The organism is Enterobacter sp. fkY84-1, from assembly GCF_052974705.1.
The window spans coordinates 3,313,926-3,337,551 of record NZ_CP169393.1; the positions used below are offsets into that span (position 1 = coordinate 3,313,926).

23 protein-coding genes are annotated in these 23,626 nt (G+C 57.8%); 3 read left to right on the forward strand and 20 right to left on the reverse strand.

Annotation, left to right across the window (positions count from 1 at the left end; all coding sequences use genetic code 11):
* Positions 1–28: 28 nt before the first annotated feature.
* The 8 genes from cvpA to pdxB all read right to left on the reverse strand — a co-directional run bounded on the left by cvpA (position 29) and on the right by pdxB (position 7,487).
* The gene (gene cvpA / locus ACEPLT_RS15825) at positions 29–517 is read right to left on the reverse strand and encodes a colicin V production protein (RefSeq protein ID WP_000262116.1); all 489 of its coding nucleotides are present in this window, start codon (positions 515–517) and stop codon (positions 29–31) included.
* A 165-nt stretch (positions 518–682) separates the two neighbouring features.
* On the reverse strand, positions 683–1,381 hold the full coding sequence (gene dedD / locus ACEPLT_RS15830; RefSeq protein WP_008502596.1) for a cell division protein DedD: 699 nt from the start codon (positions 1,379–1,381) through the stop codon (positions 683–685).
* Positions 1,371–2,639, reverse strand: coding sequence for a bifunctional tetrahydrofolate synthase/dihydrofolate synthase (folC, locus tag ACEPLT_RS15835; protein WP_232929079.1), 1,269 nt, complete (start codon positions 2,637–2,639; stop codon positions 1,371–1,373). Before folC ends, dedD begins: the two co-directional genes overlap by 11 nt.
* Before the next feature lie 70 nt (positions 2,640–2,709).
* Complete coding sequence (accD, locus tag ACEPLT_RS15840; protein WP_008502598.1) at positions 2,710–3,615, reverse strand: acetyl-CoA carboxylase, carboxyltransferase subunit beta; 906 nt, start codon at positions 3,613–3,615, stop codon at positions 2,710–2,712.
* A 154-nt stretch (positions 3,616–3,769) separates the two neighbouring features.
* On the reverse strand, positions 3,770–4,429 hold the full coding sequence (locus ACEPLT_RS15845; protein ID WP_008502599.1) for a DedA family protein: 660 nt from the start codon (positions 4,427–4,429) through the stop codon (positions 3,770–3,772).
* A 28-nt stretch (positions 4,430–4,457) separates the two neighbouring features.
* A complete protein-coding gene (gene truA / locus ACEPLT_RS15850; RefSeq protein ID WP_021241572.1) occupies positions 4,458–5,270 on the reverse strand; it encodes a tRNA pseudouridine(38-40) synthase TruA in 813 nt (270 codons plus the stop codon).
* Positions 5,270–6,283 (reverse strand): aspartate-semialdehyde dehydrogenase, encoded by a 1,014-nt coding sequence (locus ACEPLT_RS15855; protein WP_023325776.1) that lies wholly within the window; start codon positions 6,281–6,283, stop codon positions 5,270–5,272. The genes truA and ACEPLT_RS15855 overlap by 1 nt, the downstream gene beginning before the upstream one ends.
* 67 nt (positions 6,284–6,350) lie before the next feature.
* Positions 6,351–7,487 (reverse strand): 4-phosphoerythronate dehydrogenase PdxB, encoded by a 1,137-nt coding sequence (gene pdxB / locus ACEPLT_RS15860; RefSeq protein ID WP_023294134.1) that lies wholly within the window; start codon positions 7,485–7,487, stop codon positions 6,351–6,353.
* A 113-nt stretch (positions 7,488–7,600) separates the two neighbouring features.
* Between pdxB and flk the strand changes: the two genes are divergently transcribed.
* The gene (gene flk, locus ACEPLT_RS15865) at positions 7,601–8,605 is read left to right on the forward strand and encodes a flagella biosynthesis regulator Flk (RefSeq protein WP_232929075.1); all 1,005 of its coding nucleotides are present in this window, start codon (positions 7,601–7,603) and stop codon (positions 8,603–8,605) included.
* Positions 8,606–8,693: 88 nt separating this feature from the next.
* Here flk and ACEPLT_RS15870 read toward each other — a convergent pair whose 3' ends face one another.
* Together ACEPLT_RS15870 and fabB are read right to left on the reverse strand one after the other, a co-directional pair.
* Positions 8,694–9,872 carry an MFS transporter gene (locus tag ACEPLT_RS15870; protein ID WP_063435553.1) on the reverse strand — a complete coding sequence of 393 codons (1,179 nt, stop codon included), beginning with the start codon at positions 9,870–9,872 and terminating at the stop codon, positions 8,694–8,696.
* A 207-nt stretch (positions 9,873–10,079) separates the two neighbouring features.
* On the reverse strand, positions 10,080–11,297 hold the full coding sequence (gene fabB, locus ACEPLT_RS15875) for a beta-ketoacyl-ACP synthase I (RefSeq protein ID WP_008502605.1): 1,218 nt from the start codon (positions 11,295–11,297) through the stop codon (positions 10,080–10,082).
* Between the two features lie 158 nt (positions 11,298–11,455).
* Between fabB and mnmC the strand changes: the two genes are divergently transcribed.
* Entirely contained in the window at positions 11,456–13,453 is a 1,998-nt protein-coding gene (gene mnmC / locus ACEPLT_RS15880; protein WP_232929073.1) for a bifunctional tRNA (5-methylaminomethyl-2-thiouridine)(34)-methyltransferase MnmD/FAD-dependent 5-carboxymethylaminomethyl-2-thiouridine(34) oxidoreductase MnmC, read from the forward strand.
* Positions 13,454–13,550: 97 nt separating this feature from the next.
* Here the strand turns inward: mnmC and ACEPLT_RS15885 are convergent, their stop codons facing one another.
* From ACEPLT_RS15885 to prmB, 6 genes are read right to left on the reverse strand one after another with little or no spacing between them, the layout of a single operon-like run.
* Positions 13,551–13,826, reverse strand: a complete 276-nt coding sequence (locus tag ACEPLT_RS15885) for a YfcL family protein (protein ID WP_008502607.1) — start codon at positions 13,824–13,826, stop codon at positions 13,551–13,553.
* A gap of 13 nt (positions 13,827–13,839) precedes the next feature.
* On the reverse strand, positions 13,840–14,385 hold the full coding sequence (locus tag ACEPLT_RS15890) for an elongation factor P hydroxylase (protein WP_126324835.1): 546 nt from the start codon (positions 14,383–14,385) through the stop codon (positions 13,840–13,842).
* Entirely contained in the window at positions 14,385–15,194 is an 810-nt protein-coding gene (locus tag ACEPLT_RS15895) for a sulfite exporter TauE/SafE family protein (RefSeq protein WP_032652837.1), read from the reverse strand. Before ACEPLT_RS15895 ends, ACEPLT_RS15890 begins: the two co-directional genes overlap by 1 nt.
* Entirely contained in the window at positions 15,194–16,018 is an 825-nt protein-coding gene (mepA, locus tag ACEPLT_RS15900; RefSeq protein WP_008502610.1) for a penicillin-insensitive murein endopeptidase, read from the reverse strand. Before mepA ends, ACEPLT_RS15895 begins: the two co-directional genes overlap by 1 nt.
* Before the next feature lie 2 nt (positions 16,019–16,020).
* Positions 16,021–17,106: a chorismate synthase gene (gene aroC, locus ACEPLT_RS15905; protein ID WP_055321853.1), complete on the reverse strand. Its 1,086-nt coding sequence runs from the start codon at positions 17,104–17,106 to the stop codon at positions 16,021–16,023.
* 60 nt (positions 17,107–17,166) lie between these two features.
* The gene (prmB, locus tag ACEPLT_RS15910) at positions 17,167–18,099 is read right to left on the reverse strand and encodes a 50S ribosomal protein L3 N(5)-glutamine methyltransferase (RefSeq protein WP_232929071.1); all 933 of its coding nucleotides are present in this window, start codon (positions 18,097–18,099) and stop codon (positions 17,167–17,169) included.
* 145 nt (positions 18,100–18,244) lie between these two features.
* Here prmB and smrB point away from each other — a divergent pair, with 145 nt between their 5' ends.
* Positions 18,245–18,796, forward strand: coding sequence for an endonuclease SmrB (gene smrB, locus ACEPLT_RS15915; RefSeq protein ID WP_023344606.1), 552 nt, complete (start codon positions 18,245–18,247; stop codon positions 18,794–18,796).
* A 46-nt stretch (positions 18,797–18,842) separates the two neighbouring features.
* Here the strand turns inward: smrB and sixA are convergent, their stop codons facing one another.
* The 4 genes from sixA to ACEPLT_RS15935 form a co-directional block, all read right to left on the reverse strand.
* Positions 18,843–19,328: a phosphohistidine phosphatase SixA gene (sixA, locus tag ACEPLT_RS15920; RefSeq protein ID WP_014884683.1), complete on the reverse strand. Its 486-nt coding sequence runs from the start codon at positions 19,326–19,328 to the stop codon at positions 18,843–18,845.
* A gap of 209 nt (positions 19,329–19,537) precedes the next feature.
* Positions 19,538–21,685, reverse strand: coding sequence for a fatty acid oxidation complex subunit alpha FadJ (gene fadJ, locus ACEPLT_RS15925; protein ID WP_232929070.1), 2,148 nt, complete (start codon positions 21,683–21,685; stop codon positions 19,538–19,540).
* Positions 21,685–22,995 (reverse strand): acetyl-CoA C-acyltransferase FadI, encoded by a 1,311-nt coding sequence (gene fadI / locus ACEPLT_RS15930; RefSeq protein WP_045414722.1) that lies wholly within the window; start codon positions 22,993–22,995, stop codon positions 21,685–21,687. Before fadI ends, fadJ begins: the two co-directional genes overlap by 1 nt.
* Before the next feature lie 278 nt (positions 22,996–23,273).
* Positions 23,274–23,558, reverse strand: coding sequence for a YfcZ/YiiS family protein (locus ACEPLT_RS15935; protein ID WP_008502617.1), 285 nt, complete (start codon positions 23,556–23,558; stop codon positions 23,274–23,276).
* Between the last annotated feature and the right edge of the window lie 68 nt (positions 23,559–23,626).

The following is a 23,626-nucleotide window of genomic DNA, read 5'->3' on the forward strand; positions in this document are numbered from 1 at the left end:
TTTTCCTCGTTAAGCCACATCTCAGGGTTTATGCCCTGGGCAAAAAACTCGACGAGCTTTGCAGATAGTCAAAGAACCATCTGATGATGAAGCTGAACTCTGGAATGAGCTGCGATTTCTGCCAGTCTTCACTTTTGGAGAACCCGGTAAAGGTATCCAGGAAGAACAGGATCGCGGCCACAATCAGCACGCCTCGCAACGCCCCGAAACAGATCCCGAGTACCCTGTCCGTTCCTGACAGACCGGTTTTCTCGACCAGCTGACCTATCACGTAATTGACGATAGCGCCGACAATCAGCGTTGCGATAAACAGCACCGCGATAGCGATTCCATTTCGGACCAGTTCATCTTCAAAGCCCGTGAACCAGACAGACAGGTAAGTGTAGTAATGACTGGCGACAAAGAAAGCACAACCCCAGGTCACCAGCGATAACGCTTCACGAACAAAGCCACGGATCAGGCTAACCAGACAGGAAAAACCAATCACCGCAATGATGGCGTAATCAATCCAGACCATATGTGTCCCACGATTAAACGCCCTGTCATCCAGTTCGGGGCGAATTCTAACAGAAAAAGAAAACGTTTGCGTAGAGATTTCCTTCCCGCGCGTAAATAAAAAAGGCGCTGAAAAAATGTTCAACGCCGTGGCTTATCGCCTCTCTCTTACAGGAGCAGGTCGTGCTTAGTTCGCGCTGTAGCCCATCACCACACCGCTCAGGCCGGAGATCTGCTTCAGCTCACCCAGCGACCCTTTCAGTTTGTCTTTAGACGCTTCTGGCCCCACGAGGATACGGGTAATTTTACCCTGCACCGGCGTGGAAGGTGAAGTGTAAACACGATATCCCGCACTGCGCAGTTTACCCACCACCTCATTCACCTTGTCCGCATTTTTCAGCGCACCGAGCTGCACCACGTAGGCTTTGCCCGTTGGGGCAGCAGCGTCCTGCTGCGTCGGTTTTGCTGGCGGAGGCGTCTCTGACGCTGCGGCGAGCTGTTCTGCCGCTTTATCACGCTGCGGTTTCGGCTGCGGCTTCTCAACCGGCTTCGGTTTTTCAACCGGTTTAGGCTGCTCGACCGGCACAGGATCGATATCGCTGTTGCTCGTGGCCGCCAGGCGAGACGGATCGAGCGACGGTGCGGCGGCATCCCCCGCGCGCACCTCTTCCGCCGCCCCTTCCGGAGGCTGAGCAGGCAGCGCCTGCGTCGCCGCGGGCAGCATATCCGGCTCATCGCGGTCGCCCGGTTTCGGCACCAGCGGAATCGCGGCAAACTCATCCTGATAATGCTTTTTCTGCCCGTCGAGCAGCCCGGGAAGAATAATCACCCCGAGCGCGACCAGCACAATGGTTCCTGTTAAACGGTTCTGAAACTTACTCGCCACCGGTTCTCCCCGCGTCCATCACTTCCATGACATGTGCCACCGTGTGGAATGAACCACACACCAGCACGGTATCTTCTGGTTTAGCCTCCGCCATCGCGGCATGCCAGGCCTGCGCCACACTACTGTAGATTGCGCCTTTGCCGAGATGTTCCATCAGCTGCTCAGCCGTCGCGCCGCGTGGCCCCTCCAGAGGAGCACAATACCAGCTATCGACCACACTCTCCATGCAGGCCAGCGTCCCGCCGATATCTTTATCATGAAGCATACCGATAACCGCCAGCACGCGCCCGGTTTTTGGTAACGATTTGAGACGTCCCGCGAGATACGCCGCCGCGTGGGGGTTGTGCGCCACATCCAGAATCAGGCGCGGTGACTCGCTCACAATCTGGAAACGTCCTGGCAGAATCGCGTTTTGTATACCCTCGCGGATCGCCTGTTCGCTGACCGCGAGGCCGCTGGCGCGCAGTGCCGCCAGCGCGGTTGCCGCGTTTGGCTGCGGGACCTGCGGCAGCGGCAGGTTATCCAGCGCCCCCTGCGCGTCGCTAAAGCGCCAGCCGTTGTCCTGAACCTCATACTGCCAGTCAACGCCGCGGCGCAGCAGCTGTGCGCCCTTTTCGTTCGCCACGTCAGCAATGGTGTGCGGCATGTCCGGCTCGCCCACCACGGCAGGTTTATTTGCCCGGAAAATACCGGCCTTCTCGCGGCCAATGCTTTCACGATCGGGCCCCAGCCAGTCGATATGATCCAGCGCGATGCTGGTCACTACCGCCACGTCTGCATCGACGATATTGGTCGCATCAAGACGTCCGCCAAGACCAACCTCAAGGATCACCACATCCAGCTGCGCCTGTTTAAACAGCCACAGGGCCGACAGGGTACCGTATTCAAAATAGGTTAATGAGATCTCTCCGCGCGCGGCTTCAATTTCCGCGAACGACGCCGTATGCGCGGATTCCGGCAGCTCGCGGTTCTGCACACGAACCCGCTCGGTGTAGCGTACCAGGTGTGGAGAGCTGTAAACGCCAACCCTGTAACCCGCCGCCATCAGGACGGATTCCAGCGTACGGCAGGTCGTGCCTTTACCGTTGGTTCCCGCGACGGTGAACACGAAAGGCGCCGGTTTCAGCACGTCAAGACGCGCCGCAACCTGGCTTACGCGTTCAAGCCCCATATCGATGGTTTTACTGTGCAGGTTTTCCAGATAAGAAAGCCACGCGGCCAGGGGCGACGTGGCTTGGGGAATGCTTTTATTTTCCATAATGCCCGGTTGTCATTAACAGATTAGAAAGCAAAAGGGCAGCGCCAACCGGCCCTGCCCTTTTCAGTTATCAGGCCTCGGGTTCCTGATCCGGTACCACCACGCCTTCACGCGGCTCATCCGGGTTCGGCGCTGGCAGATTCATCAGCTTCGCCAGGATGCGCGCCAGCTTTAGGCGCATTTCCGGACGGCGGACGATCATGTCGATGGCGCCTTTCTCAATGAGGAACTCACTGCGCTGGAATCCCGGCGGCAGTTTTTCACGAACGGTCTGCTCGATAACGCGAGGACCCGCAAAGCCGATCAGCGCTTTTGGCTCAGCGACGTTCAGGTCGCCCAGCATCGCGAAGCTCGCGGAGACGCCGCCCATGGTTGGGTCGGTCAGCACGGAGATGTACGGCAGACCGCGCTCCTGCATCTTCGCCAGCGCTGCAGAGGTTTTAGCCATCTGCATCAGGGACATCAGGGCTTCCTGCATACGTGCTCCGCCGGAGGCAGAGAAGCAGATCAGCGGACAGTTGTCTTCCAGCGCCTGCTCAACGGCACGCACGAAGCGCGCACCGACCACGGAGCCCATTGAGCCACCCATAAAGGAGAACTCAAACGCAGCGGCAACAACCGGCATCCCATGCAGGGTACCTTTCATGACGACCAGCGCGTCTTTCTCACCGGTCTCTTTCTGTGCGGAGGCCAGACGATCTTTATATTTTTTGGAGTCGCGGAACTTCAGCACGTCTTTTGGCTCAAGCTCGCTGCCCAGTTCTACCAGAGAACCTTCGTCCAGCAGGCTATGCAGGCGGTTGCGCGCCGACATACGCATATGGTGGTCACACTTCGGACACACCTCAAGGTTGCGCTCCAGCTCTGCGCGATACAGAACCTGGCCGCAGCTATCACACTTCGTCCATACCCCTTCAGGAATGCTCGCTTTACGCGTTGGGGTAATGTTGCTTTTAATTCGTTCAATCCAGCTCATTGATAACCTTTCTGCCTGAACCTGGTCGTATGCCAGTTTTGCTATAAGAGGCGAATAATGCCATTTTTGCCTCCAACAGACCATGAATGTTGCACATTAAAACATAACAGCCCGAAACTTTGGATAAAAAAGTGGTCGAACCGCCAGCGTGCATTTACTTCGCTTGCTTTGCCGCCGCACGTTTATGACGAATGATTTCGATAACGCCCGGCAGTACGGAAAGCACAATAATCGCTACAATCAGTAACTTAAGATTTTCCTGAACCACAGGGAGATCGCCAAACAGGTAGCCTGCATAGGTAAACAGCAGTACCCAAAGCAGCGCCCCCACGACGTTATACATGGCAAAATGACGATAGGACATATGTCCCATTCCCGCCACAAACGGTGCAAATGTACGCACAATAGGCACAAAGCGCGCAAGGATAATGGTTTTTCCGCCATGGCGTTCATAAAACGCATGAGTTTTATCTAAATAACTGCGACGGAAAATTTTTGAATCGGGATTGCTGAACAGCCGCTCACCGAATACGCGTCCAATCGTGTAGTTGACCGCATCACCGACGATGGCGGCAATCACCATCAGCACCACCATAAGATGCACATTCAGATCGTTGGTGGGCAGCGCCGATAACGCCCCGGCGACAAACAGCAGTGAATCGCCCGGCAGGAACGGCGTGACAACCAGCCCGGTTTCACAGAACAGAATGAGGAACAGAATGGCATAAACCCAGACGCCATACTGCGCGACCAGCTCTGCCAGGTGAACATCAATATGCAGGATGAAATCAATCAAAAAACGAATTACGTCCATATTGTCTAAGCCTTAATTGCACCTTTGTTTAGTCCGCTAAAAACAGCGGCCCCATTGGCGGTTTCGGCAGGTCAAACCGATCCGGATAGTCTACCGAGACCAGATACAGCCCTTCCGCTTTCGCCGTGGCTGCCGCAAGCGTTCTGTCCTTCGCTGCCAGCAGGTCTGCAATCCAGCTCTCCGGCTGGTGTCCGGCACCCACTTCCATCAGGCTGCCCACAATATTCCGCACCATATGATGTACAAAGGCATTGGCTTTGATATCCACCACCACATACGCGCCAAAACGGCTGACGTGAATGTGCATGACATTACGCCACGGCGTGCGGGACTGACACTGCACCGCACGAAACGAGGTAAAGTCATTTTCACCAATCAGACACTGCGCCGCGCGATGCATGCGTTCCGCATCGAGCGGTTCATAAAAATGCGTCACGCCCTGGCTTAACACCGCCGGACGCAGACGCTGGTTGTAGATGACATAACGGTAACGACGCGCGGTGGCGCTGAAACGCGCATGAAAATCATCCGGCACAGCTTTCACCCAGCGCACCGCAATGTCACCAGGCAAATTCGCATTTACACCCAGCGTCCAGGCGGCATCCTTACGCACGGCGGTGGTCTCAAAGTGTACCACCTGCCCCGTGCCGTGAACGCCTGCATCCGTACGGCCTGCGCACAGGACGTTAATCGGCTCGTTTGCCACCTGAGAGAGCGCTTTCTCCAGTTTCTCCTGGACGCTGCGCACCTCATTCTGACGCTGCCAGCCATAATATTTACTGCCATCGTACTCAATACCGAGGGCAATTTTATGAACCGGCTTTTGTTCCACGTCTGACATCAGTACAGATACTCCTGCACCAGTTTTTCAGCGATCTTGACCGCCATCAGCGCGCCGCCGAAACGAACGTTGTCGGCAACGGACCAGAACTGAACCTGCTCCGGCATACCGTAGTCGTTACGCACGCAGCCAACGGAAAGATGCGCGCTGCCGGTGGCGTCGCCTACCTGCGTCGGGAACTCACTCTCTTCAGAGAGAACGATGTCTTCCCCGCGGCCAAACGCATCGCGCGCCTCTTCTGCCGCCAGGGGACGCAGCGCTTCAAAGCCGACCATCTGCGCGTGACCGTAGAAGACCGGGGACTGCACGACGCTTGCGGAGATCATCAGGCCATCGTCCTGCAGAATTTTACGCACCTCATCAACGATACGACGCTCTTCGCGCACGGAACCCTCGCGGTCCGGCAGCAGCGGCAGCATGTTGAACGCCAGCTGGCGGCCAAAGAAATCATCTTCGTCAATCGGGATACCGTTCAGCAGCTTCGCGCTCTGCCCGGCCAGCGCGTCAACGGCCTTTTTGCCGTTTGCGGACGCGGACAGCAGGCTGGTCACGGTAATGCGCGACAGGCCGCCGTCGTCGATCAGCGGTTTCAGGGCGGTCAGCAGCTGGCTGGTCAGGCTGTTCGGTACTGCAATGACGTTACGGTTGCGGTAGTCAGCCAGTACAAACGGGTTCACGTCCGGCACCACCAGCGGCACATCCGGCTCCATGGAGAACAGACCGCTCAGATCGATGACCAGGCAGCCTGCGTTGGTCGCCTCTTCAACGTACGCCGCAGTGGCTTCAGCGCCCGCGGCGAAAAACGCCAGCTGCGCCTGCGTCCAGTCGAACGCCGCCGCATCCTGAACCATGACGGATTTATTGTTAAAACGCAGATGCTCACCCGCGCTATCCGTTCGCGCCAGCGCATAGATATCGCCCACCGGGAACTGACGCTCAGCAAGCGTTTCGAGCAGGGCTTCGCCCACGGCACCCGTGGCACCTAAAATGGCAATGTTCCAGCCTTCAGACATGGTGGTTTACTCCAGAAATAAAAAAGCGTCCCTGTCGGAGTATCCGACAGGGAGCATTAAGAAGACATTAATGCGCCGGGTGATGAACGGCGTTAAACCCCAGCTTGTGCAGCAGCGTCGCCGCCGACGCGTCGTCGCACATCACATAGAGGGAAGACCACTCGCGGCGCTCAACGTAGTTCTTGCGCAGCTTATCAAACTCACCCGGGATCCCCGCCACTTTACGCAGCAGCGCATCATCGCGGCGCACATCATACACCAAATGCACCAGCCTTTTCAGCGTTGCCTGATCGAGCGGACCGTGAAGGGTAATGCGGCCAAATTCAGGCGCGGGGAGTAAGGTATCCAGCGCCACCTGCTGCGGATGGCCGATAAAGGCGCTGTAGGCTTCGAAGACCTGCGTCGTACCGCGGGCTTTCCCTTCGAGGGTATAACCAGCGATATGCGCCGTGCCCACATCAACCTTATTTAGCAGCTCAACGTTGAGGTCCGGCTCAGGCTCCCAGACGTCCAGCACCACGCTGAGGTCTTGTCCTTCGTTCAGACACGTCAGCAGCGCGGCGTTATCGACTACCGGACCACGGCAGGCATTTATCAGAATAGTGCCAGCCTTCAGACGGCGAATTAACGCCTCATCGGCCAGATGCAGAGACTTATACGGCCCCTCTTTAAACAGCGGCGTGTGGAACGTCAGCACGTCGCACTGTTCAACCAGCTCGTCCAGCGAACGGAAATCCCCGTCATCGCCGTTGTCTTTGCGCGGCGGATCGCACAGCAACGTGCGGATCCCTAACGCTTCCAGGCGCTTTTGCAGGCGTCCGCCGACGTTACCCACGCCGACAATCCCCACGGTGCGGTCTTTCAGCGCAAACCCGTCGCGCTCGGCCAGCATCAGCAGCGAGGAGAAAACGTATTCCACGACGGCAATCGCGTTACAGCCCGGCGCGGCGGAGAAACCGATTCCGGCCTGCTTCAGCCATTTATCATCCACATGATCGGTCCCTGCCGTTGCGGTCCCAACGAACTTAATCGCCTTACCGGCGAGCAACGCCTCATTTACTTTGGTCACCGAGCGCACCATCAGGGCGTCGGCATCGTCCAGTTCGTTGACCGGGATCGGGCGACCAGGAACAGCCTTAACGTTACCCAGGCGGCTAAACAGCTCACGGGCGTAAGGCATATTTTCATCAACGAGGATTTTCACGTCTGAGTACCTGTTTGAGAGGAAGAAAACCTGCCAAGTGTGCCATAATCTGGCCGCCAGGCATATACGTCTGCCAGGTTTACGCTGAGTTTTGACTTTAAGGATTTTTGACGATGCAGCCCATTTCAGGTACGCCGCCACGCCCTCCGGGTGAAGGCCCCGTCACGCCAAACGTTGCCGGTGAACAACCGCTATCCACGCAACAGCGCACCGTGCTGGAGCGACTGATCACGCGCCTGATTGCGCTGACTTCACAGCAAAACGCGGAAGTCTGGGCCGGGGTGAAGCATGATTTAGGCGTGAGGAACGACGCACCGCTGCAGTCGCGCCATTTCCCCGCTGCCGAGCAAAATCTGAACCAGCGTATTACGAACGCGCAGCAGAACCACACCACGCGCCAGATTGTTTCTCAGCTGACGGAGCTGCTGGGCCAGGGAAATAACCGCCAGGCGGTGAGTGATTTTATTCGCCAGCAGTATGGTCAGACCGCGCTGGGCCAGCTTACGCCCGACCAGCTCAAAACCGTGCTGACGCTGCTGCAGAACAATGAGCTGTCGATTCCGCAGCCGCAGGTGCGCCCGGCGACCGAGCGTCCGCTGCTGCCCGCCGAGCACAATACGCTCAAGCAGATGGTGACAAAGCTGGCCGCGGCCACCGGCGAGCCGACGAAGCTTATCTGGCAATCCATGCTGGAGCTGTCGGGCGTGAAGGCAGGCGAGCTGATCCCGGCCAAACAGTTTACCCATCTGGTGACCTGGCTCCAGGCACGCCAGACGCTCAGCACCCAGAGCGCCCCTACCCTGCATACTGTGCAGGCCGCACTGAAACAGCCGCTTGAGCCGCACGAGTTCGAGGTGATTCGGGATTATGCCCAGCAGAACTGGCAGGCCACGCCGCAAACGGTACTGACTACCGCGCAGGTGCAGGATCTGCTCAACCAGATCTTTATTCGCCGCGCCGAGCGCGAAGGCGGCGTACCGGAGGTGAGAAATATTCAGCCGATCTACAGCCCGCTGTTTGCGCCGGTCATGGAGACCTTCAGAACACTTTCTGCGCGTCCGGGATTGATGTTTATTGCATTACTGATTGCGCTGGCGATTTTCTGGCTGGTTGCCTGATATTTTGCCCGGTGGCGCTGCGCTTACCGGGCCTACAACGGCTCGAACCGTAGGCCGGGTAAGCGCAGCGCCACCCGGCAACAACGACTCACGTTCTGCGAAACGCCACCAGCGTCACCACGATCCCCACCACCGCGGAAACCGCACCGGCCAGGAAGACGGACGGATAGCCAAACGAGGTGGCTAACACCCCGGCCAGCGGCCCGGTTACCCCGTATGAGATATCCTGAAACGCCGCATAGCCGCCGAGCGCCGTCCCGCGCACCTGCGGAGCCACGCGCTTCACCACTTCTACACCGAGTGCCGGGAAAATCAGAGAACAGCCGCAGCCGGTCAGCGCCGCACCAAGCAGCGCAACGGATGCCACGGGTGCATTCCACAACAGCAGAAGACCGATGGTTTCAATGACCAGCGACGCCACCGCCACCTTCACGCCACCAAAGCGATCCGGCATCCAGCCAAAAAGCACGCGCATCAGCACAAACGCGCCGCCAAACGCGGTAAGCGTAAAACCGGCCATTGCCCAGCCGCGGCTCATAAAATAGAGTGAGACGAACGTCCCAATCACCGCAAAACCCACGCCCTGCAGCGCCAGGCCCAAGCCCGGCTGCCAGATTTGCCCGACCACGCTCCACAGGGAAGGACGCTCGCCTTTGTGCGCGGGCACCTTACGCACCGAGCCGTTAAACGCCCATGCTACCAGCGGCAGCGCCATGGTGGTGGCAGCCAGCGCCGCAAAACCGAACTGGCTGTTGATCAGCAGACCAAGCGGTGCCCCGGCGGCCAGCGCGCCGTAGATGGCCATGCCGTTCCAGGACATCACCTTGCCGGAACGTGCTGGCCCTACCAGCCCCATTCCCCAGGTCAGGGTGCCGGTCAGCAGCTGGCTTTCACCGAAGCCGAGAATTAAACGGCCCAGCACCAGCAGCGCAAATTTATACGCCGCGTCGACCGGCAGAACAGCCGCCAGCAGCCATGCGCCGCCCGCCAGGCCGCAGGCAAACATGCCCTGCAGCGCCGAACGTTTGGCACCGTGCTGGTCCGCCAGCCGTCCGGCGTAGCCGCGGGTTAAAACCGTCGCTAAAAACTGAATGCCCACGGCGATGCCGACCATGGTGTTGCCATAGCCCAGCTCCTGGTGTACGAACAGCGGGATCACCGGCAGCGGCAGGCCAACGGTCATATAGGTCAGGAATACCGCAAAGGCGATACGGAACAGCGAGACGTTCGCTGAAGGGGTTGTTTCTGTTTGAGTTACTGCAGTCATGCTTTACTCCGAAATGAAGAGTAAGGCGGGGAAATGCCACGCCCCCTCTACCTGATTATCAGGATTAAGGTGCGTTGGTTGACGTTAAACGCTTACGCATTATCGTGAGGATAATGTTGAGTGGTGAAGTTTGCCTGTGAGATCAGCCGCTTGTCAATGCATAAAAAAGGGAGCCTTATGGCTCCCCTTTCGAATCAAACATAAAACTTATGCTTTCAGCTTACGCATGACCAGCGTGGCGTTGGTGCCGCCGAAACCGAAGCTGTTGGACATGACGGTAGTCAGCGTCGCGTCCGTTGGTTTGGTCACGATGTTCAGGCCAGCAGCCTGCTCGTCCATCTCTTCGATGTTGATGCTTGGCGCGATAAAGCCGTTTTCCAGCATCAGCAGAGAGTAGATCGCTTCCTGTACGCCAGCCGCACCCAGAGAGTGACCGGTCATGGCTTTGGTCGCGGAGATTGCCGGGCTGTTGTCGCCGAAGACTTCACGGATCGCACCCAGCTCTTTCACGTCGCCTACCGGCGTAGAAGTACCGTGAGAGTTCAGGTAGTCGATTGGGGTATCAACGCCGTGCATCGCCATCTTCATGCAGCGCACCGCGCCTTCGCCGGATGGCGCAACCATGTCGGCGCCGTCAGACGTTGCGCCGTAGCCCACGATCTCAGCATAGATGTGCGCGCCACGTGCCAGCGCGTGCTCCAGCTCTTCAACCACAACCATACCGCCGCCGCCCGCGATAACGAAACCGTCACGGTGCGCATCATAGGTACGGGAGGCTTTGTCCGGGGTCTCATTGTACTTGGTGGACAGTGCGCCCATCGCGTCGAATTCGCAGGCCATTTCCCAGCCCAGCTCTTCGCCGCCGCCAGCAAATACGATGTCCTGTTTACCCAGCTGGATCTGCTCAACAGCGTTACCGATACAGTGTGCGGAAGTCGCACACGCGGAGCTGATGGAGTAGTTCACACCGTGGATTTTGAACGGGGTCGCCAGGCACGCGGAAACCGCAGAACCCATAGCTTTCGTGACCACGTACGGACCTACCGCTTTCAGACCACGCGGGCTACGCATGGCGTCAGCACCGAATACCTGCGCTTTAGATGAGCCGCCGGAACCGGCAATCAGACCCACGCGCGGGTTGTTCTGATAAACCTCTTCGCTCAGGCCGGAATCTTTGATCGCTTCCTGCATGGAGAGATAAGCATAAATAGAGGCATCGTTCATGAAACGAACCACTTTGCGGTCGATCAAACCGGTGGTGTCCAGTTTGACGTTACCCCATACGTGGCTACGCATACCTGAATCTTTAAACTCTTCAGAGAAAGTGATCCCGGAGCGTCCTTCACGCAGAGATGCCAGGACTTCCTGCTGGTTATTACCGATGCTGGAAACAATGCCCAGGCCAGTAATCACTGCACGTTTCATTCAATACCTCTGTAAGTCGCACTATAGTAAGTTTCGAGTCGCACAATAGCGTACACTTGTACGCCGAACAAGTCCGATCAGACATTTTCTGCGGAAATTTGCACCGATGGACTCACATCGTTAAGATCGTGCCACTGCCTGTCAGACGAGTAACTTACGTGAAACAAAACGCTATACAACCCGCCAACCTCGAATTCAACGCTGAGGGTACACCTGTTTCCCGAGATTTTGATGACGTCTATTTTTCTAATGATAACGGACTCGAAGAAACTCGCTATGTTTTCCTCGACGGAAACCAGCTCAGCACCCGCTTCCCGGCGCACCCGCGGAGCCTGTTTGTGGTCGCGGAAAGTGGATTCGGCACCGGTCTGAATTTTTTAACCCTCTGGCAGGCGTTTAATCAGTTCCACGCTGCTCACCCTGAGGCTACGCTACAAAGATTACATTTCATCAGTTTCGAAAAATTCCCGCTCACCGCGCACGATCTGCGGCTTGCCCACCAGCGCTGGCCGGAGCTTGCGCCCTGGGCAGAACAGCTTCAGGCGCAGTGGCCGCCCCACATCGGCGGCTGTCACCGCCTGATGCTGGACGGCGGACGCGTCACGCTGGACCTATGGCTCGGCGACATCAACGACCTGACCGACAGGCTCGACGATTCGATGAATCAGAAGGTCGACGCGTGGTTTCTGGACGGTTTTGCCCCTGCCAAAAACCCGGACATGTGGAGCCAGCATCTGTTTAACGCGATGGCGCGGCTGGCGCGCCCTGGGGCGACGCTTGCCACCTTCACCTCGGCGGGCTTTGTCCGCCGTGGGCTGCAGGAGGCGGGCTTTACCATGCAGAAGACCAAAGGCTTTGGCCGCAAGCGAGACATGCTGGTCGGCAGGATGGAGCAGACGCTGGACATCCCCGCTCAGACGCCCTGGTTTGCGCGCCGCGCCAGCGCATCGCGCGACGTAGCGATCGTTGGCGGTGGGATCGCCAGCGCCCTGCTCTCGCTCGCGCTTCTCCAGCGTGGCTGGCAGGTCACGCTCTACTGCGCTGACGACGCGCCCGCCAGCGGCGCATCCGGCAACCGTCAGGGGGCGCTCTATCCGCTTTTAAGCGCACACGATCCGGCCCTGTTCCAGTTTTTCCCCGCGGCCTTTACCTTCGCCCGCCGCCTGTACGACGCGCTGCCAGTGGCATTCGACCACGACTGGTGTGGCGTGACGCAGCTCGGCTGGGATGAGAAGAGCCAGCAGAAGATCGCGCAGATGCTGTCGCTGGGCCTGCCGGAAGAAATTGCCCGCGCGGTAAGTGCTCAGGAGGTGGCGGACACCGCTGGCGTAGAAACCGGGTGTGGGGGCATTCAGTACCCGCTCGGCGGCTGGCTGTGCCCGGCCGAACTGACCGCGGCGGTCATTGCCCTGGCGCAGTCGCAAGGGCTGACGGTGCGGTATGCCCACAAGGTGGAATCGCTCAGCCGGACAGAACGCTGGGATCTGCGTTTTGCTGATGGCAAGGAGGCGAGCCATGCCAGCGTTGTGCTGGCCAACGGGCATCACATCAGCCAGTTTATCCAGACAGCAGCGTTGCCGGTTTATCCGGTCGGCGGCCAGGTAAGCCATATCCCCACCGCGCCTGCGCTCGGCAAACTGCGCCAGGTGCTGTGCTATGACGGCTATCTGACACCGCAAAATCCGTCTAACGGCCATCACTGCATCGGGGCCAGCTATCATCGTGGCGAAACGGATATGCGCTATAGCGAAGTGGATCAGGCGCAAAATCGCCAGCGCCTGATTGACTGTTTCCCGGATGCGGCGTGGGCGAAAGAGGTTGACGTCAGCGAGGGTGACGCGCGCTGCGGCGTGCGCTGTGCCACCCGCGATCATCTGCCGATGGCGGGCAACGCGCCGGACTATGACGCGACGCTTGCGGCCTATGAAGATCTGGCTGAAAACAAGGAAACGGCGGTGGCCGCACCGGTGTATCCGGAGCTGTTTATGCTCGGCGGGCTGGGTTCCCGTGGGCTGTGCTCTGCGCCGCTGCTGGCTGAAGTATTAGCCGCGCAAATGAGCGACGAGCCAATTCCGCTGGACAGGGTTACGCTTGCGGGACTGAATCCGAATCGCTTGTGGGTAAGGAAACTGCTGAAGGGGAAAATGGTTAAGTAAGGTGCGGCCTGGTGCCCTCACCCTAACCCTCTCCCACAGGGAGAGTGAAAATTAGTAGGCCCGGTAAGCGCAGCGCCACCGGGCGAAAAACAATGACTTAGCGTTTAGCCTGCTGGAACAGGTTGTCCCACATGCCCAGCACCAGTGACTGGTCCCGCGGAGAGAGCTCCCCGGCCTGAATGGCTTTCTCCAGACTGCGGGTCACTTCCTCATGAACAGCGTCGGCAGAGTGATCGTCACCTGCTTCCAGCTCGGCTACCGCGAGCGTCAGGTGACCACGCAGATAACCGCTGGCGAACAGCTCATCATCGCTGGCGTGTTCCACCATGTCATCAATTAACGCCAGAATGCGTGATTCAAATTCTGCGATCATCTTCTTTCCTCTGTTAAAGATCTTCCGGCCAAGGGAAGCTTTCCGCCGCAATCGCCGGCGTGTGGTAATAATTCTGTAAGGCCTCGATCAGGCGCGCCGGACGTGTCGGGATGCCTTTCTCAAGGTATTCCATCACCTGCGCATGCACGCGGCGCTGGAAGACAATACGGTCTGGCTCGAAGTCCCCTTCGAGGTTGTCGCAGCTGACGTTGAACGGGAAACCCGCCGCCACGCAGAACAGCCATTCCAGCGCCTGCGGTTTCACTTCCACATCCTCAAACTGCCCCTGCGTCGCGGCGTCTCGCCCGTCCGGGCAATACCAGTAACCGAAGTCCACCAGCTCGCGACGCGCTTTTCCGGCGATGCACCAGTGCGAAATTTCGTGCAAACCGCTGGCGTAAAAGCCGTGCGCAAAGACGATGCGGTTATACGGAACCTCGTCATCAGCAGGAAGATAGATCGGTTCGTCGTCGCCTTTAATCAGACGGGTATTAAAATCGTCAGCAAAACAGCCGTCAAAGATCTCAATCAGCTGTTCATATTTATGCGTACTGTTCATTAGTGCATCCCCAACCAGGTGAGGATCTCCTGTCCATGGCTGTCATAAAGAAGTTTGGCGCTCATCACGGCCGAGACGATAACGATCATCGGACGGATCAGCTTTTGCCCTTTGCTTAATACCAGGCGCGAGCCCGCGCGCGCGCCCAGGAACTGCCCTGCCATCATCACAAACCCGGTTGCCCAGATGACCTTGCCGCCAATGATAAACAGCAGCAGGCCGCCGACGTTCGAGGTCGCGTTGAGCACTTTGGCATGGGCGGTCGACTTGGCGAGGTTAAATCCGGCCAGCGTCACAAACGCCAGCGCGTAAAACGAGCCTGCCCCCGGGCCGAAGAAACCGTCGTAAAAACCGACGCAGCCCCCGGCAATCAGCGCAAACGGCAGGCCGTGCAGACGACGCTGACGGTCTTCCTCGCCGAGTTTTGGCATCAGCAGGAAGTAAAGACCGATACAAATAACCAGAATCGGCAGGATCTGGCGCAAAATATCCGACTGCACGTGCTGCACCAGCAGCGCGCCCGACGTGGAACCGATAAAGGTCATCAGGATATTGAGCTTCTGATCGGCCAGGTTCACCACCTTGCGGCGGATAAAATAGAGCGACGCCGAAAGCGAGCCGCCGCAGGCCTGCAGCTTGTTGGTGGCAAGCGCTTGCGCCGGGCTCATGCCCGCCGCCAGCAGCGCGGGTACGGTTAATAGCCCGCCGCCGCCCGCAAGGGCATCAATAAAACCGGCCAGCATAGCCACAAAGAACAGCACCACCAGCAGCAGCGGTGACACCATAAACAGATCGACGAAATTATCCATTAAAGTACATGCTCATCCAGTAGCGCCTGGCAGGAAGGCGGCAACGGAGGCGGTGTCTTCTTCTCAGGCTTAGAGGTTCCAGGTTTTGCCGGTTCAAACCAGCTTTGCAGTTCCGCACCACAGCCATCGCCTGGCGGCGGTAGCGGCTGATCTTCGCATTCCAGGCTGTTCGCCGGGCAGCGCAGACGAACGTGCATGTGCGCACGATGCTGGAACCACGGGCGCACTTTGCGCAACCAGTCGCGATCGGTTCCCTCATCGAGGCAGAGCTGTTGCTTGATAGCCGGGTTGACGAAGATCCGCGTGACGTCGTTATCTTTTGCCGCCAGCTTAATCAGGCTGAAGATATCCGGCGTCCACAGTGAGGGCACAACGCGCTTACCGTCGCTCGACACCAGATCCAGCGCCTGCGGTTTCAGCAACTGGGCTGAACTCCAGCGCGCTTTAGGCAGTTGCAGGAAAATATCGACATCCAGTCCGGTCTGGTGACTGGCGTGTCCACCATTAAAACGCCCGCCGGCAGGCATCCCCATATCGCCGATCAGCATCGTGCCCAGCCCCAGATTATGCACCTGGTTTCCCAGCCGCTGGATGAACAGCACCAGATCCGGGTGGCCGAAGTAACGACGCTGGTCGGTACGCATCACCTGATAGGTATCCGATTGCAGCGGAAGTTCCTGCGCGCCGACGATACAGCCGTTGGAAAAGGCGCCGATGGACTGCGCGCTCCCCGCCACCGGATGGGTGATTTTTTGCCACGGCGTGGCGGCCAGACTGGCTCCACTGGCAAGCAGCGCCAGCAGAGCAATTGCGGTTTTTTTCATGTTTACCAGCGTGGAATGGTGGTCGTCACATCCGCATTCTGCGCGCGCTGGCGCAGGAAGTGATCCATCAGCACGATCGCCAGCATCGCTTCTGCGATCGGTACCGCGCGGATCCCCACGCACGGATCGTGACGTCCTTTAGTGATCATCTCAACTTCTTCGCCATCGCGGTTAATCGTGTGGCCCGGCACGGTAATGCTTGAAGTTGGTTTCAGCGCGATATTGGCAATAATCTGCTGCCCGCTGCTGATCCCGCCCAGAATGCCCCCCGCGTGGTTGCTCTGGAAGCCCGCTTTCGTGATTTCGTCGCGATTCTGGCTGCCGCGCAGGGATACCACGTCAAAACCGTCGCCAATTTCAACGCCCTTCACCGCGTTGATGCTCATCAGCGCGTGCGCGATGTCGGCATCGAGACGGTCAAATACCGGCTCGCCCCAGCCTGGCGGGACGCCGTCGGCCACGACGGTGACTTTCGCCCCAATGGAGTCGCCCTCTTTTTTCAGACCGCGCATCAGTTCGTCCAGCGCGTCCAGCTTGTCGGCATCCGCACAGAAGAACGGGTTTTGCTCGACCTGATCCCAGTCTTTGATCGCCAGCGGAATGTCGCCCATCTGGGTCAGACAGCCGCGGATCACGATGCCAAATTTTTGCTGCAGGTATTTCTTAGCAATGGCGCCAGCCGCCACGCGCATCGCGGTTTCACGCGCAGAAGAACGCCCGCCGCCGCGATAGTCGCGAAAGCCGTACTTTTGTTCGTAGGTGTAGTCGGCATGGCCCGGACGGAACACGTCTTTGATGGCGCCGTAGTCCTGGGAGCGCTGATCGGTGTTTTCAATCAGCAGACCAATGCTGGTGCCTGTAGTGCGTCCTTCAAAAACGCCGGAGAGAATTTTGACCTGGTCCGGCTCGCGACGCTGCGTGGTGTAGCGAGAGGTGCCCGGACGACGACGGTCGAGGTCGTGCTGCAAATCGGCTTCGGTCAGTTCGATGCCTGGCGGTACGCCATCAACGATACAGCCCAGCGCCAGCCCGTGCGACTCGCCAAAGGTGGTCACGCGGAATAACTGTCCAATACTGTTTCCTGCCATCACGGCTCCGATGTTGTTGTTTGTGTTTGAGCGTTGTGAAACGGGCCGAAGCCCGCTGGATTAATCTTTATAGATGCTGAAGTGTTCGCGCGCGTCGAGCAGCTGCGCTTTGGTCAGCATAAAGACGCCGTCACCGCCGTTGTCGAACTCAAGCCAGGTGAACGGCACATCCGGATACTGCTCTATCAGATGTACCATGCTGTTGCCCACTTCACAAATCAGAACGCCGTCGTCGGTCAGATAATCCGGCGCGCAGGCCAGAATGCGGCGGGTCAGCTTCAGGCCGTCAGAGCCTGACGCCAGACCCAGCTCCGGCTCGTGGCGGTATTCGTTCGGCAGATCGGACATGTCTTCCGCATCGACGTACGGCGGATTGGTGACGATCAGATCGTACTGCAGCATCGGCAGATCGCGGAACAGATCGGAGCGAATTGGCGTAACGTGATGGATCAGGCCGTGCTCTTCAATGTTGTGCTCGGTCACGGCCAGCGCGTCGGTGGAGATATCAACCGCGTCCACTTCCGCTTCCGGGAAGGCGTAAGCGCAGGCAATGGCGATACAGCCGCTCCCGGTACACATATCCAGAATGTGCTGCGGCTGATGGCTGATCAGGCCGTCAAAGTGGTTGTTAATCAGCTCACCAATCGGCGAGCGCGGCACCAGCACGCGTTCATCGACATAGAACTCGTGGCCGCAGAACCAGGCTTTGTTGGTCAGATAGGCGACCGGAATACGCTCGTTCACGCGACGGATTACGCGCTCAACGATGCGGTGTTTTTCGCTCGAGGTCAGGCGCGCGGTGCGCATGTCTTCCGGAATATCCAGCGGCAGGTAAAGGGACGGCAGCACCAGCTGCACGGCTTCATCCCACGGGTTGTCGGTACCGTGTCCGTACCAGATATTGGCGGCGCTGAAGCGGCTAACCGACCAGCGCAACATGTCCTGTATGGTATGCAGCTCGTTTACTGCTTCATCGACAAATATTTTATCCACTCTTTCCTCCAGGGCATGCTCGCATAATTTTCGGCGGCTAGTTTGCCATGAAGACGGCGATAAATCAGCAATGACGCGTACCGCTTGAGGTTAAAAAATGCGTTTAGTCGGGTACACTATCGGAAATACGAGATGAGAATGACGAATGAAAAAGAAAACATCGCTCAGCGAGGAGGATCAGGCGCTCTTCCGCCAGCTAATGACCGGGACGCGGAAAATCGCGCAGGACACCATCGTCCATCGCCCGCTGCGTAAAAAAATCAGCGAAGTTCCGGTCAAACGGCTGCTGCAGGAGCAGGCCGATAATAGCCACTACTTTTCAGACGAGTTTCAGCCGCTGCTTAATACCCAGGGCGCGGTGAAATACGTGCGCGAGGACGTCAGCCATTTCGAACTGAAAAAGTTACGCCGGGGAGATTATTCGCCGGAGCTGTTTCTGGATCTGCACGGCTTAACGCAAATGCAGGCGAAACAGGAGCTGGGGGCGTTGATTGCCGCCTGTCGCCGCGAACATGTTTTTTGCGCCTGCGTGATGCATGGCCACGGGAAACATATCCTCAAGCAACAGACGCCGCTGTGGCTGGCTCAGCACCCACACGTAATGGCGTTTCATCAGGCACCGAAAGAGTACGGCGGAGATGCCGCCTTGCTGGTATTGATTGAAGTTGAGGAGTGGCAGCCGCCAGAGTTGCCCTGACAGAAGGGCGGGAAAGATATAGCACCCCGCCCTGTCACACGTCACGTCAGATCGCTTTTGCCATCTTCAGGTTGCACGGGCTCATTTGCCAGTTGAAGACCCCTTTGCCGGTTTCGTCGAGGGTGACGTTGGCAATCGCGGAAGTGGTGAACATAGGCGGCGTTTCGCCCGGGCACAGCTCAGATACCAGATAGCCGACCAGCGGCAGGTGGGAAATGACCAGTGCGGAAGCGACACCTTCATTGCACAGCGCCTGAAGATAAGCGCTGACAAGGCCGACATCACCGCATGGTGTCAGTTCGGGGAGAACATCCACACTGGACGGCAGGTTCATACACTCCCCTACCACATCCAGCGTCTGTTCTGCACGCAGGAACGGACTCACAAGAACGCGTTCAATGTCCACTTTTTGACCTTTAAGCCAGGTTGCCATCAGACGGGATTCGTCGCAGCCACAGACGGTTAAAGGACGTACTGAGTCACTGGCGGCATCGAGTGCCGCGTCGCCGTGACGCATGATGAAAACTTGCATATTGCACCGCTTTTGTTAACCAGAATCACCGGCGTTAACTACCCGCGATAAATGCTAAGAGGTAGAAAACCCGATGGCCGGGCATTGTGCCTGATCCATTCGATGAATGAAACGCTGTTTTTTACCTCAATGGCGTAAGTATAGTCAATCTCTGTTTACAAAATCGCCAGAACAGGTTCATTCACCTCAGGATTTACCCTTCTTTGACTTCAGTTTACGAAATCAGTTTCCCGTGCAGGCCAAAATGTCTGGCCCCGTTCCGCCATCTGCAATAATTCGTCACACGGTGTAAACCGTGGGCCATATTGCGAGGCCAGACGTTGCAAAATGGCAACCACTTCACCCGCGCCGAGTGTATCCATGTAGCGGAACGGGCCGCCAAGGAACGGCGGAAAACCAATACCAAATACCGCGCCGATGTCGCCATCGCGTGCGCTCTTGATCACCTGCTCACCAAAGCAGCGCGCCGCTTCATTGAGCATCATCATCACGCAACGTTCAGCGCACTGAACGGCAGACAGTTTTCCCTGACCGGTGGTCGAAATAAGCCCATAAACCGAAGGGTCGACCTGTTTCTTGCTTTTACGCCCTTTCGCGCCGTAAAGATAGAAACCGCGTTCATTTTTTCTGCCTTTGCGATCGTCCTTCAAAATTGCAGAAACAATGTTTGCAGGCGGGCTAAAACGATCGCCATAAGCTGCCTCCAGCACAGGTATAATTTTAGTGCCGGTGTCTATTCCCACCTCATCCAAAAGTTGGATTGGGCCAACGGGGAAACCAAACTTTACCAGCGCCTCGTCGACGTGCTCGATCTTCTCGCCTTCCGTCAGCAGCCGCATGGCTTCATTAATATAGGGCGCCAGAATACGGTTGACGTAGAAGCCGGCTTTATCTGCGACCACGATCGGCGTTTTACCCTGCTTCTTCGCAAGTTTGACTACCGTGGCGATGGTTTGCGGACTAGTAGTCTCGTGTGGAATAACTTCCACCAGCGGCATTTTTTCTACCGGGCTAAAGAAGTGCAGCCCGATCACCTGCTCCGGACGAGCGGCTTTCGCCGCGATATCGCCAATCGGTAATGACGACGTGTTGGAGGCAAAAATGGTATGCGGGGCGCAATGCTGCTCAATGTCTGCCACCATCTGCTGCTTAAGGGCCAGATCCTCAAACACGGCTTCAATCACCAGATCGCGGTGCACAAAACCGCTGTAATCCGTCGTACCGGAGATCATTGCCAGGGTTTTATCACGCTCGCTTGCCTTGATATGGCGGCGTTTGACCTTTTGATCAAGGTTCTGCCAGCTGTACTGCAGCGCGTGGTTGATTCCCTTAGGGTTAATGTCTTTGATGCGTACCGGCAATTTGCCTTTGCTGGCGGTAACAAAAGCGATACCGCCGCCCATGAGCCCCCCACCCAGTACGCCAATGGCACGCAGAGGCGCAGGCTCCGCCTTGCTGCCGGGATCTTTTTTGACGTCAGTGCTGGCGAAGAAGATGCTGCGCAATGCCTGTGACTGCGGCGTCATCGCCAGTTCGCCAAAGGCTTTGGCCTCCGCGGCATAGCCGCTGCTGCTGCCCTGCGACAGCCCGGTTTCGATCACGTCGAGGATCCGCTTTGCCGCCGGGTAATTGCCTTTGGTTTTTTGTTCGGTCTTTTTGCCCACCATATTGAACAGGAGCGTTCTCCCCAGCGGACCGGCCAGCACGCGCTCGCGAACCGGCAGAGGACGTTTTGCCTGACGCCCTTTCAGCGCAAGCTCAACGGCGGCCTCCAGCAAAATGGACTGCGGCACGACGTCATCGACCAGACCGGCTTTCAGCGCCTGACGGGCACGCAGCTGTTTACCGGTTAAGATCATCTCCAGCGCCGTGCTGACGCCCACCAGCCGCGGCAGACGCTGCGTTCCGCCAGAACCTGGCAGCAGGCCCAGCTGCACTTCCGGCAGGCCCAGAATGGTTTTCGCATCGTCAGTACAGATGCGGCTGTGGCAGGCCAGCGCCAGCTCCAGCCCACCGCCCAGACACGCACCGTGGATCGCTGCGATGACCGGGATTGGGAGACTGTTGATCTCCGACATCACCTGCTGGCCCTGACGCGCCAGCTCTTCGGCTTCCAGCGCGCTTTGCGCCCGGGCAATCATGTTGATATCCGCCCCGGCGATAAAGTTGTCGGGTTTGGCAGAGATAAACACCAGGCCGCGAATGGCTTTGTTCTCGCGGATCTGCTTTAGCATCGCGCGCACCTGAACGCCAAATTCGGCCTTCAGGGTATTCATCTTTTCATCAGGCACATCAATAGTGATAACGGCCACGTTATCGAGGCGAACCGTCAGATTAAATGCAGATGGCATATCCATTATTCAGCCTCCAGAACCATTGCTGCGCCAAGGCCGCCCGCCGCACAGGCGGTAACAAGGCCAAACCCACCGCCACGGCGACGGAGTTCATGTAATGTTTGCGTGATCATCCTCGCCCCTGTAGCGGCAAACGGATGACCGTAGGCGATAGAGCCACCCAGCACGTTGAATTTACTCTGATCCACTTCACCCGTGGCATGCGCGCGGCCCAGCACATCACGTGCGAAACGCTCGCTTGCCAGCAGCTGGACGTTTGCCAGGGTTTGCGCGGCAAACGCTTCGTGCATATCAATCAGGGTTAAATCAGCCAGCGTCAGCCCCGCGCGATCCAGCGCCAGCGGCGTGGACCATGCCGGACCCAACAGCATGTCCTGCCAGACGTCAATGGCGGTGAAGGCGTAGCTGCGTAAATAGCCCAGGGGAGTAATGCCCAGCTCTTTTGCACGGGATTCGGTCATCAGGATCACGGCGGCAGCCCCGTCCGTCAGCGGCGTACTGTTCGCCGCCGTCACGGTGCCGTGCTTGCGGTCAAACGCCGGGCGCAGTTTGGCGTAATCCGCCAGCGTTGACGTGCCACGAATATTGTTATCTTCCGCAAGCGGTTCGCGATAGGGCGGAATATAGGCGGTCAAGACCTCATCGGTCAGCTTGCCTTCCGACCAGGCTTTTGCCGCAAGCTGATGTGAACGATGCGCCAGCGCATCCTGCTGTTCACGAGTAATGCCGTAGGTTTTGGCCATCTGCTCGGCGGTGTCGCCCATGCGCAGGCCGGTGGAGTATTCCGCGACGGCAGGAGGTACAGGCATCAGGTCGCGCAGACGTAAACGCGAGAAGAGTTTGAGTTTCTGACCCGTCGTACGGGCTTTGTTGGCATCCACCAGGATGCGCGCCAGCTTTTTACTGACCCCAATTGGCAGTACCGAAGAGGAGTCCGCTCCCCCCGCTATCCCGGCGCGAATGGTGCCCGCCATCAGGCTTTCGGCGACGTTAGCCACGGCCTGGAAGCTGGTTGCGCAGGCGCGGCTGACGCTGTAGGCATCGGTATGAACATTCATCCCGGTACCGAGGACGATTTCCCGCGCAATGTTGGGGGCTTCAGGCATCTGCACGACCTGGCCGAAGACCAGCTGTTCGATGACCTCCGGCGGAATTTCGCTGCGAGCCAGCATCTCCCCCACTACCATTTTCCCCAGGTCGACGGCCGGTATGCCATGAAACGCCGTTGCCTGACGCGCAAATGGCGTGCGCAATCCACTGACTATGGCAATGCGATCGCCCTGACGGGTAATAAGCGGTAATGCCTGACTCATAACACTCCCCTGTAAAAAAATATTCGCAAACACTAAGTGGTCTGACCTGATAATAGTCTTAACCATTTTTTTACATTCAGCCAATCGGGGAAACGAAAAAGTGCGAGCTAAAACACAGAGAAGAAAAAGAAAATGCCCCTGTATGGCAGGGGCATTTGTGCGGTATGTTGCCGGGTACGCAAGGTAAAAGCAAAACGGTAACCCGTAGGTTACCGTTTTTAATGCTTGCGCCCTCTCCCGTGGGAGAGGGTCGGGGTGAGGGCATCAGGCCGCAGGAATTAACGCAGACCCAGCTGGAAAATCAGCGTTTCAGCTTCGCAGGCAAAAACAAAGTCGATATCCAGCTTCACGCCGCCTTCCACTTCGGTAAAGGTCGACTTGATTTCACACGGCTCGGATTCAACATCACGCGCACGCTTGCTCAGCGCGGCCAGGGTCTCTTCCGCTTCGGCGCGGTTGGTGAACACACGGCTGTAAGACGCGGTGCAATCGGAGTTGTCCATGATGGTGCCAACATCCATACAGCAGCAAACCGGGGTTTCATCAGCACTGCATTTACTCATAGCTCAATTTCCTCTGTATTCGCGCAGCGCGCGAGATAAACACGATGCTGCTATTTTACGCCCCGGCG